The 20,460-nt window shown below is 68.2% G+C and carries 22 protein-coding genes; 2 read left to right on the top strand and 20 right to left on the bottom strand.

The annotated features are described in order from the left end of the window. From recO to G8A07_RS07270, 18 genes are all read right to left on the bottom strand, one after another. Complete coding sequence (gene recO, locus G8A07_RS07355) at nucleotides 1–762, bottom strand: DNA repair protein RecO (protein ID WP_371816453.1); 762 nt, start codon at nucleotides 760–762, stop codon at nucleotides 1–3. A gap of 99 nt (nucleotides 763–861) precedes the next feature. Further along, complete coding sequence (gene era, locus G8A07_RS07350) at nucleotides 862–1,782, bottom strand: GTPase Era (RefSeq protein WP_195796404.1); 921 nt, start codon at nucleotides 1,780–1,782, stop codon at nucleotides 862–864. Between the two features lie 120 nt (nucleotides 1,783–1,902). Further along, nucleotides 1,903–2,607 (bottom strand): ribonuclease III, encoded by a 705-nt coding sequence (gene rnc / locus G8A07_RS07345; RefSeq protein ID WP_195796403.1) that lies wholly within the window; start codon nucleotides 2,605–2,607, stop codon nucleotides 1,903–1,905. Nucleotides 2,608–2,644: 37 nt separating this feature from the next. Continuing rightward, nucleotides 2,645–3,019 carry a DUF4845 domain-containing protein gene (locus G8A07_RS07340; RefSeq protein WP_195796402.1) on the bottom strand — a complete coding sequence of 125 codons (375 nt, stop codon included), beginning with the start codon at nucleotides 3,017–3,019 and terminating at the stop codon, nucleotides 2,645–2,647. 36 nt (nucleotides 3,020–3,055) lie between these two features. After that, nucleotides 3,056–4,030 (bottom strand): signal peptidase I, encoded by a 975-nt coding sequence (gene lepB, locus G8A07_RS07335; protein WP_195796401.1) that lies wholly within the window; start codon nucleotides 4,028–4,030, stop codon nucleotides 3,056–3,058. 16 nt (nucleotides 4,031–4,046) lie between these two features. Continuing rightward, nucleotides 4,047–5,855, bottom strand: a complete 1,809-nt coding sequence (lepA, locus tag G8A07_RS07330; protein ID WP_195796400.1) for a translation elongation factor 4 — start codon at nucleotides 5,853–5,855, stop codon at nucleotides 4,047–4,049. A 502-nt stretch (nucleotides 5,856–6,357) separates the two neighbouring features. Then, nucleotides 6,358–7,818, bottom strand: coding sequence for a DegQ family serine endoprotease (locus G8A07_RS07325; RefSeq protein ID WP_195796399.1), 1,461 nt, complete (start codon nucleotides 7,816–7,818; stop codon nucleotides 6,358–6,360). Nucleotides 7,819–7,915: 97 nt separating this feature from the next. Further along, entirely contained in the window at nucleotides 7,916–8,461 is a 546-nt protein-coding gene (locus G8A07_RS07320) for a sigma-E factor negative regulatory protein (protein ID WP_195796398.1), read from the bottom strand. Between the two features lie 28 nt (nucleotides 8,462–8,489). After that, a complete protein-coding gene (rpoE, locus tag G8A07_RS07315) occupies nucleotides 8,490–9,098 on the bottom strand; it encodes an RNA polymerase sigma factor RpoE (protein WP_195797646.1) in 609 nt (202 codons plus the stop codon). Further along, on the bottom strand, nucleotides 9,091–9,585 hold the full coding sequence (locus tag G8A07_RS07310) for a hypothetical protein (RefSeq protein ID WP_195796397.1): 495 nt from the start codon (nucleotides 9,583–9,585) through the stop codon (nucleotides 9,091–9,093). Before G8A07_RS07310 ends, rpoE begins: the two co-directional genes overlap by 8 nt. Nucleotides 9,586–9,595: 10 nt before the next feature. Further along, nucleotides 9,596–10,840 (bottom strand): beta-ketoacyl-ACP synthase II, encoded by a 1,245-nt coding sequence (gene fabF, locus G8A07_RS07305; protein WP_195796396.1) that lies wholly within the window; start codon nucleotides 10,838–10,840, stop codon nucleotides 9,596–9,598. A 52-nt stretch (nucleotides 10,841–10,892) separates the two neighbouring features. Next, the gene (gene acpP / locus G8A07_RS07300; protein WP_195796395.1) at nucleotides 10,893–11,132 is read right to left on the bottom strand and encodes an acyl carrier protein; all 240 of its coding nucleotides are present in this window, start codon (nucleotides 11,130–11,132) and stop codon (nucleotides 10,893–10,895) included. Nucleotides 11,133–11,278: 146 nt separating this feature from the next. After that, the gene (gene fabG, locus G8A07_RS07295; RefSeq protein ID WP_195796394.1) at nucleotides 11,279–12,016 is read right to left on the bottom strand and encodes a 3-oxoacyl-ACP reductase FabG; all 738 of its coding nucleotides are present in this window, start codon (nucleotides 12,014–12,016) and stop codon (nucleotides 11,279–11,281) included. 8 nt (nucleotides 12,017–12,024) lie between these two features. Next, on the bottom strand, nucleotides 12,025–12,966 hold the full coding sequence (fabD, locus tag G8A07_RS07290; RefSeq protein WP_195796393.1) for an ACP S-malonyltransferase: 942 nt from the start codon (nucleotides 12,964–12,966) through the stop codon (nucleotides 12,025–12,027). 22 nt (nucleotides 12,967–12,988) lie between these two features. Next, a complete protein-coding gene (locus G8A07_RS07285) occupies nucleotides 12,989–13,981 on the bottom strand; it encodes a beta-ketoacyl-ACP synthase III (RefSeq protein ID WP_195796392.1) in 993 nt (330 codons plus the stop codon). Beyond that, nucleotides 13,978–15,084, bottom strand: a complete 1,107-nt coding sequence (gene plsX / locus G8A07_RS07280; protein WP_195796391.1) for a phosphate acyltransferase PlsX — start codon at nucleotides 15,082–15,084, stop codon at nucleotides 13,978–13,980. Before plsX ends, G8A07_RS07285 begins: the two co-directional genes overlap by 4 nt. Before the next feature lie 211 nt (nucleotides 15,085–15,295). After that, entirely contained in the window at nucleotides 15,296–15,478 is a 183-nt protein-coding gene (gene rpmF / locus G8A07_RS07275) for a 50S ribosomal protein L32 (RefSeq protein ID WP_133604370.1), read from the bottom strand. 265 nt (nucleotides 15,479–15,743) lie between these two features. Next, a complete protein-coding gene (locus tag G8A07_RS07270) occupies nucleotides 15,744–16,313 on the bottom strand; it encodes a DUF177 domain-containing protein (RefSeq protein WP_195796390.1) in 570 nt (189 codons plus the stop codon). 43 nt (nucleotides 16,314–16,356) lie between these two features. Between G8A07_RS07270 and G8A07_RS07265 the strand changes: the two genes are divergently transcribed. After that, nucleotides 16,357–16,977 carry a Maf family nucleotide pyrophosphatase gene (locus G8A07_RS07265; protein WP_195796389.1) on the top strand — a complete coding sequence of 207 codons (621 nt, stop codon included), beginning with the start codon at nucleotides 16,357–16,359 and terminating at the stop codon, nucleotides 16,975–16,977. Continuing rightward, nucleotides 16,974–17,765, top strand: coding sequence for an SAM-dependent methyltransferase (locus G8A07_RS07260; RefSeq protein ID WP_195796388.1), 792 nt, complete (start codon nucleotides 16,974–16,976; stop codon nucleotides 17,763–17,765). The genes G8A07_RS07265 and G8A07_RS07260 overlap by 4 nt, the downstream gene beginning before the upstream one ends. A 6-nt stretch (nucleotides 17,766–17,771) precedes the next feature. Here the strand turns inward: G8A07_RS07260 and G8A07_RS07255 are convergent, their stop codons facing one another. Together G8A07_RS07255 and G8A07_RS07250 are read right to left on the bottom strand one after the other, a co-directional pair. Next, a complete protein-coding gene (locus G8A07_RS07255) occupies nucleotides 17,772–19,247 on the bottom strand; it encodes a DEAD/DEAH box helicase (RefSeq protein ID WP_195796387.1) in 1,476 nt (491 codons plus the stop codon). A 29-nt stretch (nucleotides 19,248–19,276) separates the two neighbouring features. After that, nucleotides 19,277–20,413: a glycosyltransferase gene (locus tag G8A07_RS07250; RefSeq protein WP_195796386.1), complete on the bottom strand. Its 1,137-nt coding sequence runs from the start codon at nucleotides 20,411–20,413 to the stop codon at nucleotides 19,277–19,279. Nucleotides 20,414–20,460: the final 47 nt, after the last annotated feature.

The raw sequence follows: 20,460 nt of genomic DNA, 5'->3' as shown, positions 1-20,460 counted from the left end.
TCACTCCAAGAGCTTTTGCACATCGAGCAGCACCTGGCGGGTGCGCAGGGGCTTGTGGCCCAGATGATATTGAAGCAGGCCGCGCAATGCCTGCCGCAGGGGCGGCAGCTGTGCGCTCTCGCAAGCCTGCCGCAACGCGGCCATGCTGCCATGCAGCAGCGCCGCCTGCAGGCCGACCAGGGCCGCGCCGCTGAAGGCCGGTGCGGCGGCATCGGATCCGGCCACGACGCCAGCCTCGGGCGAAAGCGCATACAGGCGCTGCGCGTCCAGCGGCGCCTGGGTGGTGGTGGAGACGCTCAGGTCGGGCAGCAGCCCGACCTCGGCCAGCAGGCACAGCTCGAAGGCGCGCAGCGCCACCTCATCGAGCCGTGCCAGGGTCTGGGCATAGGCATCGAACAACGCCGGATGCGGGTCCTGGCGGGCCAGGAACTTCAGGAGCAGCTCGTTCAGGTAATAACCGGAGAACAGCGCCGCGCCGGCCGGCAGGGTGTTGCCACCCACCCATTCCGCGCCGCGCAGGGTGACGACCTCGGCGGCGCTTTCACCGCCCTCCCCCCTGACCGGCTTGGACAGGCTGACCTGGATGCGCTGGAAGGGCAGCAGCACCGCGCGCAGCTGCGAATAGGGCCGCTTCGCGCCCTTGGCAACCACCGCCATGCGGCCCTGCTCGCGTGTGAACAGATCCAGCACCAGGCTGGTCTCGCTCCAGTCGTAATGGTGCAGGACGAAGGCCTGCTGGACCGCCGGCGGGCGACGCATCAGGCCCGGCGCCGGGCCGCCCCAAGCCGGGCAGAGCCCAGGGGCTGCGCAGCGGCCCCTTCGGGTCCGCGGGGCAGGAGCTTCGCGACTGGGGGGCTCACGTCATTCGTAGCCGTAGGAACGCAGATGCTCTTCGGTATCGGCCCAGCCCGAGCGGACCTTGACCCACAGCTCCAGGAACACGCGGCCATCCATCAGATGCTCCAGCTCCTGGCGCGACTCGGAGCCGATGCGCTTGAGCAGCTCGCCGCCCTGGCCGATCACCATGCCCTTGTGGGCATCGCGCTCGACGACGATGGAGGCGGAGATGCGGCGCAGGTCTCCCTCGTCCTCCCATTTGTCGATCACGACGGTGGAGGTATAGGGCAGCTCGTCGCCGGTCAGGCGGAACAGTTTCTCGCGGATGATCTCGCTGGCGAGGAACTTCTCGCTGCGGTCGGTCAGCGCGTCCTCGTCGTAGAACCATCCCTGCTCGGGCAGGTAGGGCTTGAGGATCTTGAACAGGCGCGTGACGTCGGCGGCCTTCTTGGCCGACAGCGGCACGAACTCGCTGAAGTTGCGCCGCTCCTGCATGCTCTTCAGCCAGGGCGCCAGCTCGGCGCGGCGGTGCACCGCATCCAGCTTGTTGGCGATCAGCACCACCGGCTTGTCCTCGGGCAGCAGGGACAGCACCTTGGCGTCGTCCAGTCCGAAGCGGCCGGCCTCGACGACGAACAGCACCAGATCCACATCGCCCAGCACGCCATGCACGGTGCGGTTCAGATTGCGGTTCAGCGCGGCGTTGTGCTTGGTCTGGAAGCCCGGCGTGTCGACGAACACGAACTGGGCCTCCTCGACCGTGCGCACGCCGGTGATGCGGTGGCGGGTGGTCTGGGCCTTGGCGGAGGTGATGCTGACCTTCTGGCCCACCAGGGCGTTCAGCAGGGTGGACTTGCCCACGTTCGGGCGGCCCACGATGGCAATCAGGCCGCAGCGTTGCGGCACGGTGGGGTCCACCGGCTTCGAAATAGTCTCGTCAGTCATTTCATTACTCCCCTCTACGCAAGAGGCCATGCGGGCCCAGCGGAGCCCGAGGATCTGGCTTTGCCGGTCCTACGGGCTCGCCCCTCGAGGGGGCGCGCGAAGCGCGTAGGGGGTGGTTCATCAGTCGCGCAAGCCAGATCCGGGCCTGTCGCGGGCAATCAGTTCGTCGAGCAGGCGACGGGCGGCGTCTTGTTCGGCGGCGCGGCGCGAACGCCCCTCGCCCTGCGTGGCGAGGCTCAGGGCCGGTACCGCGCATTCGACGGCAAAGGTCTGGTTGTGGGCCTGCCCGCGCGTCTCGACGATGCGGTAGCTGGGCACGGCCAGTCGGCGTGCCTGCAGCCATTCCTGCAGCGCGGTCTTGGCATCCTTGGCCCAGTTGTCGCTGCCGCTGCTGGTGATGAGCTCGCCCAGCAGGCCGCGCACGATCTCGTGGGCCGCCTCGTAGCCGCCGTCGGTGAAGGCGGCGCCGATCACCGCCTCCAGCGCGTCGGCCAGGATCGAGGGGCGCTGCGCGCCGCCGCCCTTGGCCTCGCCCTCGGAGAGGCGCAGCACCGGCGGCAGGCCCAACTGCAGGGCCAGCTTGTGCAGGCTTTCCTCGCGCACCAGATGGGCACGGATGCGGGTCAGGTCGCCCTCGTCGGAGCCGGCGTAGCGCTCATACAGCAGGCTGGAGACGGCCAGGCTCAGCACCGCGTCGCCGAGGAACTCCAGGCGTTCGTTGTGGTCGGCGCCGAAGCTGCGATGCGTCAGCGCGCGCACCAGCAGGCCCGTCTCGGAGAAACGGTAACCCAGGCGCTGCTGCAGGGATTCGAGGGACGACGACATCGGGCTCATGACGGGAACAATACAACAGAGCCGCGTTTTACTGCGAACGGCCCTGATACTTGAGCAGCAGGAAGGCCGGGCCGAACAGCTCGACCTGGCGCTCGTAGGCGAAGCTGATCTGGACCTTGTCGTTGTCCTTGCTGATCTGCAGGTCGCTGCCGCTGATGCTCTGGATCGAATACTCGACCTGCTTGATGCGCTCGAACTCGGCGCGCGCCGCCGGCACCGTGGCCGGGTTGCCCTTGGCGATGCGGTTCACCACGCTCTGGATCGTGTAGTACTCCATCACGGTGGGGAAGACCCGCGCCGCCACGACGCCGGTGCAGGCCAGGAACACGGCCCAGAACAACAGGCCGATCAGGCTGATACCGCGCTGCCGCTGGTGCAGGCCGCATTGCTGGTGCTGACGCATCGATCCGATCCCTCCGTGTATGGACGTCATGGTTGGTTAGTTGAAGCCGCCAATGCGCTTGAGATTACCGAAATTCATCCAGACAAAGAAGGCCTTGCCGACGATGTTCTCGTCCGGCACAAAGCCCCAGAAGCGCGAGTCGCGCGAGTTGTCGCGGTTGTCGCCCAGCATGAAGTAATGGCCGGCCGGCACCTTGCAGGTCACGCCCTCGGGGCTGTACTTGCAGTGGTCCTGGTAGGGGAAGGGGCCGTCGCGGCGGTCGGCGCGGAATAGCGGCTGGCGCTTCGGGTCGACCAGGATCTGGTGGTCCTTGGCGCCCAGCTTCTCCAGGAAGCGCGGGCGGTAGGCCAGGCTGTCCTCGTCGTAGTAGTCGCCCTGGGGCTGCAGCTCGGCCGGCTTGCCGTTGATGTAGACCTTCTGGTTCAGGTAGGCCACCTCGTCGCCGGGAATGGCGGCGACGCGCTTGATGAAGTCCAGGCTGGTGTCCTCGGGGTAGCGGAACACCATCACGTCACCACGCTGCACCTCGTTGTTGCTGATGATCTTCTTGTTGATCACCGGCAGGCGCACGCCGTAGTGGAACTTGTTCACCAGGATCAGGTCGCCCACCAGCAGGGTCGGCACCATCGAGCCCGAAGGGATCTTGAAGGGCTCGAACAGGAAGCTGCGCAGCAGGAAGACGATCAGGATCACCGGGAACAGGCCGGCGGTCCAGTCCAGCCACCAGGGCTGGCGCAGCACCGATTCGCGGGCCGAGGCCACGTCGCCGTCCACCCGGGCGATGCCCTGGGCCGCCAGCGCGGCGCGGCGCTGGGCGTCAGCCTCGGTCAGGCTGGCCGCGGCGCGCTGGCGCGCCGGCGCAAAATGGAAGCGCTCCGCCAGCCAGTAGGCCAGCGTGACCGCGGTGAGGATGAAGAGCAGCAGCGCGAAATTGCCGCTCCAGTAGCCGGTATACCAGCCGCCCAGGTAGGCGATCAGGGCGGCGTAGAGAATTCCGGTCAGGGCACTCATTGAGTATCGATAGCCTTTAATCTTCAACTTGGAGGATGGCCAGGAAGGCTTCTTGCGGCACCTCGACGGAGCCGATCTGCTTCATGCGCTTCTTGCCCGCCTTCTGCTTTTCCAGCAGCTTGCGCTTGCGGGTGATGTCGCCGCCGTAGCATTTTGCCAGCACGTTCTTGCGCAGCGCCTTGATGTTCTCGCGGGCGATGATGTTGGCGCCGATCGCGGCCTGGATGGCCACGTCGTACATCTGGCGTGGGATGTGCTCGCGCATCTTGGCCGCCACGCCGCGGCCGCGGAACTGGGCCTGCAGGCGGTGGACGATGATGGACAGGGCATCGACGCGGTCGCCGTTGATCAGGATGTCGACCTTCACCACGTCGGAGGCTCGGTACTCCTTGAACTCATAGTCCATCGAGGCATAGCCGCGCGACACGCTCTTGAGCTTGTCGAAGAAGTCCAGCACGATCTCGGCCAGCGGCATCTCGTAGGTCAGCATGACCTGACGCCCGTGGTAGGCCATGTTGATCTGGTTGCCGCGCTTCTGGTTGGCCAGGGTCATCACCGGGCCCACATAGTCCTGCGGCATGTACAGATGCACGGTGACGATGGGCTCGCGGATCTCCTGGATCTGGCCGATCTCGGGCATCTTGGACGGGTTCTCGACCTCGATCACCTCGCCGTCGCCCAGCACCACCTCGTAGACCACGCTGGGCGCGGTGGTGATCAGGTCCTGGTCGAACTCGCGCTCCAGGCGCTCCTGCACGATCTCCATGTGCAGCAGGCCCAGGAAGCCGCAGCGGAAGCCGAAGCCCAGCGCCTGGCTGACCTCGGGCTCGTAGCGCAGCGAGGAGTCATTGAGCTTGAGCTTTTCCAGCGCGTCGCGCAGCTGGTCGTACTCGCTGGCCTCGGTCGGATACAGGCCGGCGAACACCTGGGGCTGGATCTCCTTGAAGCCCGGCAGCGGCGCCTCGGCCGTGCCCAGGTTGTTGGGCAGCTTCTTTTCCAGCGTGATGGTGTCGCCGACCTTGGCGGCCTGCAGCTCCTTGATGCCGGCGATGACGAAGCCCACCTCGCCCGCGTTCAGCTGATCGCGCGACTCCGACTTGGGCGAGAACACGCCCAGGTTGTCGGCCGGGTAGACGGCGTTCGAGGCCATCATGCGGATGCGCTCGCCCTTCTTCAAGGTGCCGTCGACCACGCGCACCAGCATCACCACGCCCACATAGGCGTCGTACCAGGAGTCGATGATCATCGCGCGCAGCGGTGCGTCCACCACGCCCTTGGGCGGCGGCATGCGGGCGATCACCGCCTCCAGGATCTCGTCGATGCCCATGCCGGTCTTGGCGCTGCAGGGGATGGCGTCGTCGGCATCGATGCCGATCACGTCTTCGATTTCGGCCTTGGCGTTGTCGGGATCGGCGTTGGGCAGATCCATCTTGTTCAGCACCGGCACCACCTCGACGCCCAAGTCCAGCGCGGTGTAGCAGTTCGCCACCGTCTGCGCCTCGACGCCCTGCGAGGCATCGACCACCAGCAGCGCACCCTCGCAGGCCGACAGCGAGCGGCTCACCTCATAGGAGAAGTCCACATGCCCGGGCGTGTCGATCAGGTTCAGGTTGTAGACCTTGCCGTCCTTGGCCTTGTACTGCAGCGCCGCGGTCTGGGCCTTGATCGTGATGCCGCGCTCGCGCTCGATGTCCATCGAGTCCAGCACCTGTGCCTCCATCTCCCGGTCCGACAGGCCGCCGCAGCGCTGGATGATCCGGTCGGCGAGCGTGCTCTTGCCGTGGTCGATGTGGGCAATGATGGAGAAATTGCGGATGTGGTTCATGGACTCAATCGCGGTCTGCGCGGCCGCCGATGCAGGGCGAAATCCCGGTTCGGGAGGCTCATGATCGCGCAGCGATGTGAAGGTCCGGCAGGGCCGCGCCGGACATAAAAAAAAGGCACGTCGAAAGAGGTGACGCGCCTTCCAACAAAACTTATGGCAACTGCTTGTTGGGCTTTCATTGTAGCCAAAAGCCCCTGGCAGAAAACCGCGGCGCCCCCGGATTTGCTGCCGTTGCAGGCCTCCAACAGCAAGTTACACACAACTTATCCACAATATGCTGTGAGTAGCCTGGGGATAGTTGGAGCCCCCTCGGCTTTGTATCGCGCCACAAGCGCAAACAGAGCCTGACAGGCCGGGATTCTATCCGACGGACCGCACAATCCCCGGCGGCAAGCCCAAGTTAGCGAGCGCCAACCCAGGAAAATAACCTCACCGAACTCTCATCTGATGAAAAGACCCGCCGCGGCGCTTGGTTTGGCCACCGCGCGGGTCACCCAAGACCTCAGCGGCCGGGACGCACCAGGATGAAGTTCACCGCATTGCCGCGCCGCACCAGCATATTGATCAGCTTGGCCTTTTCCAGCTTGGCGATCATGGTCTGGAACTGCTTGGCGTTGGCGACCTCGTTGTTGTCCACAGACAGGATCAGGTCCCCCTCGCGCAGGCCCGCGCGGGCGGCCGCGCCCTCCACCGCCTCGACCCGCACGCCGCCGCGCAGCTTCAGCTCGCGCTTCTGCGCCTCGCTCAGGTCAACCACGGACAGGCCCAGGGTCGGCGTGGGCTTGGCGGCCGGCTCGGCCGGGCGGCGCGGGTTGTCGTCCTCCAGCTCGGCCACGGTGATGCTCAGATCCTTGTGGGCGCCGCGGCGGAACACCTGCATCGTCACCTTGCTGCCGGGCTTGGTCGCGGCAACGATGCGGCGCAGGTCGGTGGCGCGGTCCACGGTCTTGCCATCGAACTTGGTGATGACGTCACCCCCCTCCAGGCCGGCCTTCTCGGCCGGGCTGTCCTCGACCAGGCGGCGCACCAGCGCGCCGGCCGGCTTGCCCAGGCCGATCGCCTCGGCCACGTCCTTGGTCACGTCGACCGGCTCGACGCCGATGCGGCCGCGGATCACCCGGCCGGAGGCACGCAGCTGGTCGGACACGCGCACCGCCTCGTCGATCGGGATCGCGAAGGAGATGCCCATGAAGCCGCCCGAGCGGCTGTAGATCTGCGAGTTGATACCCACCACCTCGCCGCGCATGTTCAAGAGCGGGCCGCCGGAGTTGCCGGGGTTGATCGCCACATCGGTCTGGATGAAGGGCAGGAAATCGCCGGTGTCGCGCGCCTTGGCGCTGACGATGCCGGCCGTGACCGTGCTGTCGAAGCCGAAGGGCGAGCCGATCGCCAGCACCCATTCGCCGACCTTGAGCCGGCCGACGTCACCAATCTTCACCGCTGGCAGGCCCGCGGCCTCGATCTTCACCACCGCCACATCGGTGCGCGCATCGGTGCCAATCAGCTTGGCCTTGAACTCGCGCTTGTCGGTCAGGGTGACCCAGACCTCCTCGGCGCCGTCCACCACGTGGGCATTGGTCATCACATAGCCGTCGGCGCTCAGAATGAAGCCCGAGCCGACGCCGCGGCGCTGCGGCGCGTCGTCATCCTCACCACCGCCACCGCCACGGGGATTGCGCTGATTCGGCAGCGGGATGCCGAAGCGGCGCAGGAACTCCAGCATCTGCTCGTCCATCTCCGGCGTGGCGCCGGGGCCGGCGCGGCGCACGCGCTCGGCAGTGCGGATGTTCACGACCGCCGGCGCGGTGCGCTCGACCAGCTCGGTGAAGTCGGGCAACTCGCGCGCCGCCTGCGCCTGGGCCGGCTGCAGCACCAGGGTCAGCGCGCACAGGCCGGCCGACAGCAGCGCGGCGGCGGACCAGCGCGACGAGGTGCGACGGGGATGGGAAAGGGCTTTTTGCATGGTCGGGATGATCGGCTGATAAAGGGCCGGCTCGCGGCATTCGCGCAAGCATGGCACAGCTGCGCACTTTACGCGCCGCGGCGCGACGGAACTCTGGTCATGGCAGCGGACGGGAGGCGGCAGCGGCCGCGGGCGGCGCGGCCTCGTCGAAGCCGAGCAGCGGCGCGGCACCCGGTGCCGCGGCGGACTGAGCGAAGGACAGGCCCGACTGGGTCGGCCAGGGCATGGTGGCCGAGACCGGGGCCGGCGGCAGCACGGCCAGGCGCGCATCGGCCGCCGGATCCCGCAGGCTCGTCAGGCTGCTCAGCCCGACCGCCAGGCTCATGAAGCCGGCGGCCACTGCGGCCGGCGCGAACCAGCGCCGCGCGCTCGGCGCGGGCGGACGCAGCGGCACCGGCTCGGCCGCCAGTTGCGGCCGCAGCCGCTCCAGCAGCGCTTGCGTGCGCCGGCCGTCCTGCGCCAGCTCGGTGCTGCGCAGGCTGTCACCGATCAGCTGATAGGCATGCCAGCGGCCGCGCAGGGCCGCCGGCTCGCCCTGGCGCAGCAGCGCGTCGATCTCGGCCGCGCCGGCCTCGCCATCGGCCAGCGCCGACAGGGCGCTGTCGCGCCAGGGGCTCGCCCCGTTCCCGTTCGTCTGACTCATTCGCTTGCTCGATCCTTGTCCTCGTCGCTCACCAGCGCTCGCCGTCACGGGTGCCCAGCAGCGGCCGCAGGCGCGCCGCCACCGCCTCGCGGGCCCGGTAGATGCGCGAACGCACCGTGCCGACCGGGCAGCCCATCAGGCCCGCGATCTCCTCGTAACTCAAGCCCTCGACCTCGCGCAGCAGCAGGGCGCGGCGGAATTCCTCCGCCAGCTCCTCCACCGCCGCGTTCACCGTCTGCGCCACTTCCTTGCTGGCCAGCAGGGCCTCCGGTGTGGCCACATCGCTTGGAGCCTCGTGATCGGGCAAAGGTTCCTCGTCCGAATCCCCCGATTTGAGGGAGGACTCCACGAACACAGGATCCCGGCGCAGCTCGACCAGGGTCTTCTTGGCGGTGTTGACCGCGATGCGGTACAGCCAGGTGTAGAAGGCGCTGTCGCCACGGAAGCCCGGCAGCGCGCGGTAGGCGCGCAGGAAGCTTTCCTGCGCGATGTCGGCCACCAGGTCGACGTCGCGCACCATGCGCGCGATCAGGCGCTCGACCCGGCGCTGGTACTTGATGACCAGCAGCTCGAAGGCGCGGGTGTCGCCGCGCTGCGCGCGCTCGACCAGGGCCAGGTCCGGATCGGGCTCAGACATCGTCATCATCGGCCCCGCGCTGCGGTGCGGTGAACAGGGTGGCGCGCAGGCCCGGCCAGGCGGCCGGATGCGCCGCGCGGGCCAGCGCCAGGTAGCGCGGCGGCCACAGCGGGCCGCGTGCCGCATGCAGGCGCAGCAGCAGCCAGGTGCCAAGGTCGATCGCCACGGTCAGGCGCAGCGGGCGCTCGTCGGCCGCGCCCTCGGGGCTGCGCAGCCACCAGGCCCGGCCGTCCCAGCGCAGGCGCAGCGGCGCATGCCGGGCCAGGCGCCAGCCCAGGCCGGCCGCCAGCGGCGGGCCGAGCAAAGTCAACCCCCACCAGGCGGACGCGGGCAGCCAGGCGGCATCGGCCACCCGGGAATGGGAATTCAGGGCGGCCAGCAGGGCCGCTGCACCGAGCGCCGCCACCAGGGCGGTGGCGCCGCGCATCGCCCGGTCGGGTTCGATGCGCAGCTCGAAGGCGCTCGCGTGGCGCGACAGGGCCGTCATGGCCCCGGCCTCAGACCCGCTTGAAGATCAGCGTGCCGTTGGTTCCGCCGAAGCCGAAGTTGTTCTTGGCGGCGTAGTCGATCTTCATTTCCCGCGCCACGTTGGCGCAGTAGTCCAGGTCGCACTCGGGATCCTGGTTGAAGATGTTGATGGTGGGCGGCGCGATCTGGTTGTGCACGGCCAGGGCCGTGAACACCGATTCGATGCCCCCCGCCCCGCCGAGCAGATGCCCGGTCATGGACTTGGTGGAGCTGATCACCATCTTCTTGGCGTGATCGCCGAAGGCCAGCTTGATCGCGTTGGTCTCGTTGACGTCGCCCAGCGGTGTCGAGGTGCCATGCGCGTTCATGTACTGGATCTGGTCGGCGTTCAGGCCGGCGTTGCGCAGCGCTGCCTTCATGGAACGCTTCGGGCCGTCGACATTGGGCGCGGTCATGTGGTACGCGTCCGCACCCATGCCGAAACCGACCAGCTCGCAGTAGATCTTGGCGCCACGCTTCTTGGCGTGTTCGTATTCTTCCAGCACCAGCACGCCGCCGCCCTCGCCCAGCACGAAGCCGTCGCGGTCCCTGTCCCAGGGCCGCGAGGCGGTCTTGGGATCGTCGTTGCGGGTGGACAGCGCGCGGGCCGCGGCAAAGCCGCCGATGCCCAGCGGCGAGACGGTCGACTCGGCACCGCCGGCGATCATCACGTCGGCGTCGCCGTATTCGATCAGGCGGCCGGCTTCGCCGATGGCGTGCAGGCCGGTCGTGCAGGCGGTGACGATCGCGAGGTTCGGCCCTTGGAAGCCGTAGCGGATCGACACATGGCCCGAGATCATGTTGATGATCGAGGCCGGCACAAAGAAGGGCGAGACGCGGCGCGGGCCGCGGCTCGCGAGTTCGGCGTGGGTCTCCTCGATCATCGGCAGACCGCCGATGCCCGAGCCGACCAGCACGCCGATACGCTCAGATTGCTCTTCCGTCAGCTGATCGTTCGTCGGCAAGCCGGCATCCTGCACCGCCTGGACGGACGCCGCCAATCCGTAATGGATGAAGGTGTCCATCGTGCGCGCTTCCTTGGTGGACAGGTAGGCGCCCACGTCGAAGCCCTTCACCTCGCCGGCGAACTGGCAGGCGAAGCTGCTGGGATCGAAACGGGTGATGGTATCAATGCCGGACTTGCCAGCCAGGATGTTGGCCCAGCCCTCGGCCACCGTGTTGCCCACGGGGCTGATCAGACCAAGTCCGGTGACGACAACGCGACGACGGCTCATGCGGTACGGGATCAGTTAACGGAAGAAAGACCTGTGGCGCGGAAGGCGCCGATCAGGCCTTCTGGTGCTTGACGGCGTAGTCGATCGCCAGCTGCACGGTGGTGATCTTCTCGGCCTCTTCGTCCGGGATCTCGATGCCGAACTCGTCTTCGAGAGCCATCACCAGTTCCACGGTGTCCAGCGAGTCGGCGCCCAGATCGGCCACGAAGGCCTTCTCATTGGTGACGTCGGACTCAGGCACGCCGAGTTGCTCGGCGATGATTTTCTTGACACGTGCTTCGATATCGCTCATGACTCCTCCAGGAGGGGTTTGCTAGGAACAGCCCGGGATTCTAAGGCCTCTAGAGTGGCGAGCCTAAGTCAAGGCAATCCGTCACATCCAAGGCCCTCACCGGCCGGGCGAATCCGGTGGGAGGGGCGGCGCCCCTCCACAATCGATTAATTCATGAACATGCCGCCATTTACGTGCAGTTCGCTGCCGGTGATGTAGCCGGCCTGGCTCGAAGCCAGGAAGGCCACGGCCGCGGCGATCTCCTCCGGCGCGCCCAGGCGGCCCAGCGGGATCTGGCCCAGCAGCGCGGCCTTCTGGGCCTCGGGCAGGACCTCGGTCATGTCGGTGGCGATGAAGCCGGGCGCGACGCAGTTGACCGTGATGCCGCGGCTGCCCAGCTCGCGCGCCAGCGAGCGGGTCATGCCCGCGACGCCGGCCTTGGCGGCCGCATAGTTGGCCTGGCCGGCATTGCCGGACGCGCCCACCACCGAGGTGATGTTGATGATGCGGCCGTGGCGCTGCTTCATCATCGTGCGCATCACCGCGCGGCTCATGCGGAATACGGCCTTCAGATTGGTGTCCAGCACCGCATCCCAATCCTCGTCCTTCATGCGCATCGACAAGGTGTCGCGCGTGATGCCGGCATTGTTGACCAGCACCTGCAGGCCGCCATCGGCCTTGACGATCTCGTCCACCGCCGCGTCGCAGGCGGCGGCGTCGTTGACGTTCAGCACGATGCCGCGGCCGCCCAGGGGGCCCAGCACCTCGCTGATGCCGGCGGCGCCGGATTCGCTGGTGGCGCTGCCGATCACCGTGAAGCCCTGCTGGGCCAGGTGCAGGGCAATGGCCCGGCCGATGCCGCGGCTCGCGCCGGTGACCAGGGCTACTTGTTTGGTATCGCTCATGGAATAGATCAGCTCAGCAGGGTTTTCGCTTCGGCCAGCGAGGCCGGGTCCAGCACCGTGGTGCTCTGCAGTTCGCCATCGATGCGCTTGACCATGCCGGCCAGCACCTTGCCGGGGCCGCATTCGATGATGTGGGTCAGGCCGCGCGCCTTCAAGGCTTGCACCACCTCGACCCAGCGCACCGGGCCGAAGGCCTGGCGGTACAGCGCGTCGCGCAGCGCGTCAGCATTGTCGGTGATGGCCACGTCGATATTGTTGACGACCGGGAAGGCCTGGGCGCCGAAGCTCACCGCGGCCAGCTGCTCGCGCAGGCGTTCGGCAGCCGGCTTCATCAGGCTGCTGTGGAAGGGGGCCGACACCGGCAGCGGCAGCGCGCGCTTCGCGCCGGCCGCCTTCAGGGCCTCGGCGGCCTTCTCGGCACCGGCCTTGCTGCCGGCGATCACGGTCTGCTTGGGGTCGTTGAAGTTGACCGCCTCGATCACCTCGCCGCTGTCGGCGGCCACCTGCAGACAGGCGGCGCGCACGGCCTCGCCGTCTAGGCCCAGGATCGCGTACATCGCGCCGGCGCCGACCGGCACCGCTTCCTGCATCGCCCGGGCGCGGAAGCGCACCAGCGGCAGCGCCTGGGCCAGGCTCAGCGCGCCGCTGGCCACCAGGGCCGTGTACTCGCCCAGCGAATGGCCGGCGGCGGCGGCGGGCACCAGGCCGGTCTCGGCGATCCAGGCGCGGTAGCAGGCGATGCCGGCGGTCAGCATCACCGGCTGGGTGTTGGTGGTCAGGTCCAGCTGTTCCTTCGGGCCGGCCTTGATCAGCGCGCCGATGTCCTCGGACAGCGCCTCGGAGGCCTCGGCCAGGGTGCGCGCCACCTCGGGATGGTCGCCCCAGGCGTCCAGCATGCCGACGGCCTGCGAGCCCTGGCCCGGGAACACGAATGCAAACTTCGCGGTCATTCTCTTGTCTCTTTTCCGTTCGTCAGAAATCCAGCAGCACCGCGCCCCAGGTGAAGCCGCCGCCGACGCCTTCCAGCATCACGGTGTCGCCGCGCTTGACCTTGCCGCTGCGCACCGCGACGTCCAGCGCCAGCGGGATCGAGGCGGCCGAGGTGTTGCCATGCTCGTCGACGGTGACGATCAGCTTGTCCAGCGGCATCTTCAGCTTCTTGGCCGTGCCCTGCATGATGCGGATATTGGCCTGGTGCGGGATCAGCCAGTCGATGTCGGCCTCGCTCTTGCCGGCCTTTTCCAGCACCGAGCGCGCCACCTTCTCCAGCACCGTGACCGCCAGCTTGAACACGCCCTGCCCGTCCATCTTCAGGAAGGGGTGGCCGGTCACCGCGCCGCCGGCCACCTGGCCGGGCACGCAGAGGATGTCGACATGGCGGCCATCGGCATGCAGCTCCGAGGCCAGGATGCCCGGCGCGTCGGAGGCGCCGAGCACGACCGCGCCGGCGCCATCGCCGAACAGCACGCAGGTGGTGCGGTCCTTGAAGTCGAGGATGCGCGAGAACACCTCGGCACCGACCACCAGGGCCTTGTTCGCGGCGCCGGTCTTGATCATCGAGTCGGCCACGGTCAGCGCATAGACGAAGCCCGAGCAGACAGCCTGCACGTCGAAGGCGGCGCAGCCCGCGACGCCCAGCTTCTGTTGCAGCAGCGCGGCGGTCGAGGGGAACACCATGTCCGGCGTCGAGGTCGCGACGATGATCAGGTCGATCTCTTCGGCCGCCACGCCGGCCGCTTCCAGCGCGGCGCGCGCGGCCGGCAGGGCCAGGTCGCTGGCGGTCACGCCTTCGGCGGCGAAATGGCGGGCGCGGATGCCGGTGCGCTCGACGATCCATTCGTCCGAGGTCTCGATGCCGTCACGGGCCAGCTGGGCGGCCAGGTCGGCGTTCGTCAGGCGTTGCGGCGGCAGATGGCTGCCGGTGCCGAGGATGCGGGCGTAGCGGGGGGATGGGGATGTGCTCATGCAGCTTGCGCGGCGGCAGGCGCCGCCTTGTCTCCTGCATCGCCTTCAACGGCCGCGGGCATGGCCTGCAGCGTGGCGATGATGCGATCGTGAACCCGGTCCAACAACCGGTTGCGGGCGGCATCATACGCCCGGTTCAGCGCCTGCTCGAAAGCGAAGGCATCGGCCGAGCCGTGGCTCTTGAACACCAGGCCGCGCAGGCCCAGCAGCGCCGCACCGTTGAAGCGGCGATGGTCGAGCCGGCCCTTGAAGCGCTTCAGCACCGGCAGCACCAGCAGCGCGGCCAGCTTGGTCAGCGCGTTGCGGCCGAATTCTTCCTTGATGATCGCGGCGATCATCGCGGCCAGGCCCTCGGCCGTCTTCAGCGCGACATTGCCGACGAAGCCGTCGCAGACCACCAGGTCGGTCGTGCCCTTGAAGATGTCGTTGCCTTCCACATTGCCATGGAAGTTCAGCTGGCCGGCCGCATCGGCCTGGCGCAGCAGTTCGCCGGCGCGCTTGATCGTCTCGCTGCCCTTGATGGCCTCCTCGCCGATGTTGAGCAGGCCCACCGTGGGTTCGTCGCGCCCTTCGACCGCCGACACCAGGGCCGAGCCCATCACCGCGAACTGCAGCAGATGCTCGGCCGTGCAGTCGACATTGGCGCCGAGATCCAGCACGGTCGTGTAGCGGCCGGTCTGATTCGGCATCACGGTCGCGATCGCCGGACGGTCGATGCCCTCCAGCGTCTTCAGCAGGTAGCGGGCCACCGCCATCAGCGCGCCGGTGTTGCCGGCCGAGACGCAGGCCTGGGCCGGCGCCGGGGCGCCGTCGACGCTCTTGAGCTGGCCGATCGCCACCCGCATCGACGAATCCTTCTTGCGGCGCAGCGCCACCTCGACCGGATCGTCCATCGTCACGACCTCGCTGGCCGGCACGATGCGGCAGCGCGGCCAGGCCGCGGCCTCGGCCAGCGCCTCGGGGCGCCCGACCAGCAGCAGCTCGGCCCGGGGGTGCGCGGCCAGGAAGGCACGGCAGGCCGGCAGGGTCACCGACGGGCCATGATCGCCGCCCATGCAATCGACGGCGAGGCGCAGGGGCAGACTGGAATCAGAAGCAGGCATCAAAGGCAGAGGAGCTGCTTTTGGCAGCGGCTGTCGTTCGAAGGCGCCGACCTTACGCGAGGCGGGGAGGCCTCACAAGCGGGAGGCACCCGCAGGACTGCGCCGGACACAAACACAAAAACCCGGCACCGCATCAGAGCAGTCCGGGTCTTGTTCTCTTCACCACCACATCGCATGCCGCATGGTGCGGCAGGCGCAGGATGAATTCAGATCAGGCGTCGGCCTTGGTTTTCAGGACCTTGCGGCCACGGTAGAAACCGTTGGGGCTGATGTGGTGACGCAGATGCACCTCACCGGTGGTCGGCTCGATCGCGGTACCCGGGTTCACCAGGGCATTGTGCGAACGGTGCATGCCACGCTTGGAAGGCGACTTCTTGTTTTGCTGAACGGCCATGAAATTTCTCCTAGGGCTTCGGTGGTTGAGGCCTGCTGCGAACCCGAAACCCGGATCTGCTACCGCCGCCCCATCATTGATCACTTGTCGCCAGACTCAACATCCGGCCAGTCGGCCCCCTCTTCGAGGACCCATCCCGGCGACCACCTGTACCGCGAACCCGAAGCCTGGACGACTCCTGCGCATGCACAAACGGCCCTCAAGCCGGGAAAGCCAAATATTCTAGCACAGGTGCGGGAGATATGCCCCACACCATCGTGCGGACCTACTTTTTCTTCAGCGCGGCCAGGGCCGCGAAGGGATTCGGCCGCGGCGCCTCGGACTCCAGCGCCGCCTCGCCGGCCGATTGTGGCAGCGCTTCGGGGCAGGTTTCGTGACGGGGCACCAGCGGCAGGTCCAGCAGCAGCTCGTCCTCGACCAGCTCGCGCAGATCCAGCGAGCGGCCCAGCGCCAGCACCTCGTCCTCGCTGTCGGCATCCAGCTCGGCCGCCTCGTTCTCGTCGCGCACGAAGCGGAACCAGCGCGAGAACTGCAGCGCCTCGCGCACCGGCTGCAGGCAGCGCTGGCAGGTCAGCGCCACCTCGGCCGAGGCCTCCAGGCGCATCCAGGTCTGGGCCTCGCCGCCGCGCGGTTGGCGCAGCTCGCCCTGCACCGCCCATTGCACCTCGGGCCAGCCGGCCACCGGCGCCTCGGGCGCCGCGCCCTCGGCCAGGCGTTCCAGTTCGGCCGCCGGCCAGGCGCCGGAGAGGCTGGCGCCATCGCGGGCCAGGGCCGCGACATCCAGCTTGCGAGGAGCCTGGGGCTTGGCCGCCCCCCTGTTACTGCGCGTGTTCATGCCGCAAGTGTAGAGGGCCGGCGATGGGAGAATCCGCGCCATCATGAGCCACGAGATACCGCAAGAGCCGCGCCGACTGATCCTCGGCTCCAGCTCCCCCTACCGTCGCGAACTGCTGCAGCGCCTGCGCCTGCCCTTCGAGACCCACAGCCCCGCGATCGACGAAAGCCCCCTGAGCGGCGAGACCCCGGCCGCCACCGCCGCGCGCCTGGCCCTGGCCAAGGCGCGGGCCGTCGCCGCCCTGCACCCCGACGCCATCGTGATCGGCTCCGACCAGGTGGCCGATCTGGAGGGGCGCGCACTCGGCAAGCCGGGTCATCACGCCGGCGCGCTGGCGCAGCTGCGCGCGATGAGCGGGCGGACCGTGTCCTTTCACACCGCCATCGCGGTCGTCTGCGCCGCCGACAGCTTCGTCGCCGAGGATCTGGCGCCGGTGCAGGTGCGCTTCCGGGACTTGAGCGAGGCCGAGATCGAGGCCTATCTGCGGGCCGAGCAGCCCTATGACTGCGCCGGCAGCGCCAAGGTCGAGAGCCTGGGCATCACGCTGCTGGACTCGGTGCAGTCCGACGACCCCACCGCCCTGATCGGCCTGCCGCTGATCCGCACCGCCGCGCTGCTGCGCCGCGCGGGCCTGAGCATCCTGAGCGGAGACCGCCTCGCATGAACAAGACCCCTACCGGCAAGCTGTACCTGATGCCCAACACGCTGGACTTCGGCGTGCCCGGCGCCGAGGTCGACCTGCAGCAGGTGCTGCCGCTGCACGCGATCCAGATCGCCGCCCGCCTGGGCCATTGGGTCGCGGAGAACGCCAAGACCACTCGCGCCTTCCTGAAACGCGTCGACGCGGTGCAGGCCCTGGCCCAGCCGCTGCAGAGCCTGCAGATCGTCGAGCTGCCGCGTCCGGGCAAGGGTGGCGGCAGCAGCAAGACACCCGCCTCCCCATCACCCACCGATGCCTGGGGCGCGCTGCTGGCACCGACCCTGGCGGGACATGATCTGGGCCTGATCTCGGAGGCCGGGCTGCCGGCGATCGCCGACCCCGGCGCGCAGCTGGTGGCGGCCGCCCATGCACAGGGCGTCGAGGTGGTACCACTGTCGGGGCCGAGCTCGCTGCTGCTGGCGCTGGCGGCCAGCGGCCTGAACGGCCAGAGCTTCGCCTTCGTCGGCTACCTGCCGGTCGAAGGACCGGCGCGCATGACGCGCATCCGCGAGCTGGAGGTACTGTCGCAGAAGGCGCAACAGACCCAGCTGATGATCGAGACGCCCTACCGCAACGAAGCCCTGCTGCAGGCCCTGCTGCAAGGCCTGCGGCCGACGACGCGGCTGTCGGTCAGCTGCGGCCTGAGCCTGACGCAGGGCTGGACACACAGCGCCACGGTGGCGCAATGGCGCACCCAGCCGCGAGCGCTGCCGGACAAGGTGCCGGCGGTGTTTGCGCTGCTGGCGCCCTGAGCCCGATCAGGACTCGGTGGAAGTCGCCGCGGGCTGCGGCGGCTTGGCGCCGAACAGGGCCGCCACCTTCTTCTTGGGCTTGATGTAGGGCGACAAGCCCTTGCCGCCATGGGTCGAGGTGGCCGCGGCGCGGTCGCCACCCTTCTCCCAGGCGGGAGCCTCGCCACCGCTTGCGCTGGGCTCGTAGGGCTTGTCGAAGAAGGGGTCGCGCGGGGCCGGTGCCGGACGCGGCGCGCGCGGGGCGGCCGGCGCGGCATGGAACGACGAAGGCGCTTGATCACCATAGTCGCGACGGGGCGGGCGGCGCGGCCGCTCTTCTTCCAGCTCCAGCGGCTCCAGTTCCATCTTGCGCTTGATCAGCTTCTCGATCTCGCCGGTCAGGCGCGCATCGGACTTGGTGACCAGGGTGATCGCGATGCCCGAGGCGCCGGCGCGGCCGGTGCGGCCGATGCGGTGCACATAGTCCTCGGCATTGAAGGGCACATCAAAGTTGAACACCGCCGGCAGATCGGCGATATCCAGGCCGCGCGCGGCCACGTCGGTACAGACCAGCACATCGACCTCGCCGCGCTTGAAGGCGTCCAGCGCCTTCAGCCGCTCGTCCTGCGACTTGTCGCCATGCAGCGCATTGGTGCGCAGGCCGTCGCGCTCGAAGGAGCGCGCCAGGCGGGCGCAGCCCAGCTTGGAATTGACGAAGACGATGGCCTGCTTGATCTCGCGCTCGCGCAGGATCTTCAGCACCGCGGGGCGCTTTTCCTCGTCGGTGACGCTGTAGAAGCGCTGCTCGACGGTCGAGGCCGTCGCGTTCGGGCGCGCCACCTCGACCAGCACCGGCGCCTGCAGATAGCTTTCCGCCAGGCGCTTGATCTCGGGCGAGAAGGTGGCCGAGAACAGCAGGGTTTGACGCGCCTTCGGCAGGTAGCTGAGGATGCGCTGCAGGTCCGGCAGGAAGCCGATGTCCAGCATGCGGTCGGCCTCATCCAGCACCACATACTCGACCTGGTTCAGCACCGCGTTCTTGGCCTCGATATGGTCCAGCAGGCGACCCGGCGTGGCGATCAGCACCTCGACGCCGCCCTTGAGCTGCAGGGTCTGCGGCTTCATGTCGACGCCGCCGAACACGCAGGCCGAGCGCAGATTGGTGTGCTTGGCGTAGGCCTTGACGTTGTTGGCCACCTGGTCGGCCAGCTCGCGGGTCGGCGCCAGCACCAGCGCGCGCACCGGATGCCGCGCCGGCGAGGCGCTGGAGTTCTCATGCCGCAGCATGCGCTGCAGCAGCGGGATCGAGAAGGCGGCGGTCTTGCCGGTACCGGTCTGGGCCGCCCCCATCACGTCACGCCCTTCCAGCACGATCGGGATCGCCTTGGCCTGGATGGGCGTCATCGTCGCATAGCCCTGGTCGGCCACGGCGCGCAGCAGCTTGGGATCGAGCGGCAGCGTGTCGAAACGAGGAGCCGGCGTGGTGATGGTTTCTTCGGTCATAACGTGGGATTATCGCCCAGGCGCGCCATTTACCTGGGTTTGCCCTGAGCCTCGTCAACCTCGCCCGGCGTCGATCCGGCACGAAAGACCAGCCATTTGGGCGTACGGAAGCGCACGATGCGCCAGTACAGGCCCACATAAAGCACGCCGAACACCAGCATGCAGCCGGCCAGGATCGGCGTGGAATCCCAGAACAGCAACGCCGGCACCAGCGAGGTGACGCACAGCATCCACAGATAGGGCGCCGTCATCGAATTGCGCTTGGTGATCGCACGCGCATCCTTGGCGCCGACCGCCCAGCGCATCAGGCGGCGATACACCAGCGAATGCAGGTGAATGCCGTCCGGATCGCCCGGCGAGGCATCGCGCAGGAAGCGCCGGCGGTAGATCGAGAACACCGTCTCGAACACCGGGTAGATGCAGACCATCAGCGGGAACAGCGGCGACACCTGCTCATGGCGCGCGATCAGCAGGATGCCGATCTCGGCCAGGAAGAAGCCCATGAAATAGGCCCCGCCGTCGCCCAGGAAGATCAGGCCGGCCGGATAGTTCCAGACGAAGAAGCCGAGGATCGCCCCGACCCCGGCCAGCGCCCACAGCGCCAGCTCGAGATCACCGACCTCGTAAGCCACATAGGCGAACACCAGCAGCATCAGGCTGACGCACATCGAGGACAGGCCGTTGAAGCCGTCGATGATGTTGACCGAGTTGGCCACGCCGGCGACCACGAAGACGGTCACCAGCATCGCACCCACGGTGGTCGCGACGAGCCAGTCGAGCCCGGGGATGTCGGTCCGCGTGATCAGCGCACCGATCACCCAGCCACCCAGGGCCGCCGACACCGCGGTGGCGAGCAGGCGCTTGGCCGGCGAGACCTTCTTCGTGAAATCCTCGATCAGGCCGGCGGCGAAGGCGGGTAGACCACAGAGCAGCAGCAACAGGCCCATCTTGGCTTGCCCGTGACTTTGGAGCCACATCAGCAGCACGCCACCAACCAGCCCGGCAAAGATGCCGACGCCGCCGATGCGCGGCACCGGCCGCGCGTGAAATTTCTGCGGCCCGGAAAGATCATGGTCGGCCGACAGGTGGCCATGCCTGGTCGAAGAGCGCACCACGAGCAGGGTCACGATGGTGGCGACCAGGAAAGGAATGAGCAAAAACAACATGACCGCCAGTGTACGAGGCCCGCCACCCCGAATATGAAGGGGGCAGG

Source organism: Roseateles sp. DAIF2 (genome assembly GCF_015624425.1).
GTDB lineage: Bacteria > Pseudomonadota > Gammaproteobacteria > Burkholderiales > Burkholderiaceae_C > Kinneretia.
This window is presented reverse-complemented; position numbering and strand designations above follow the sequence as displayed.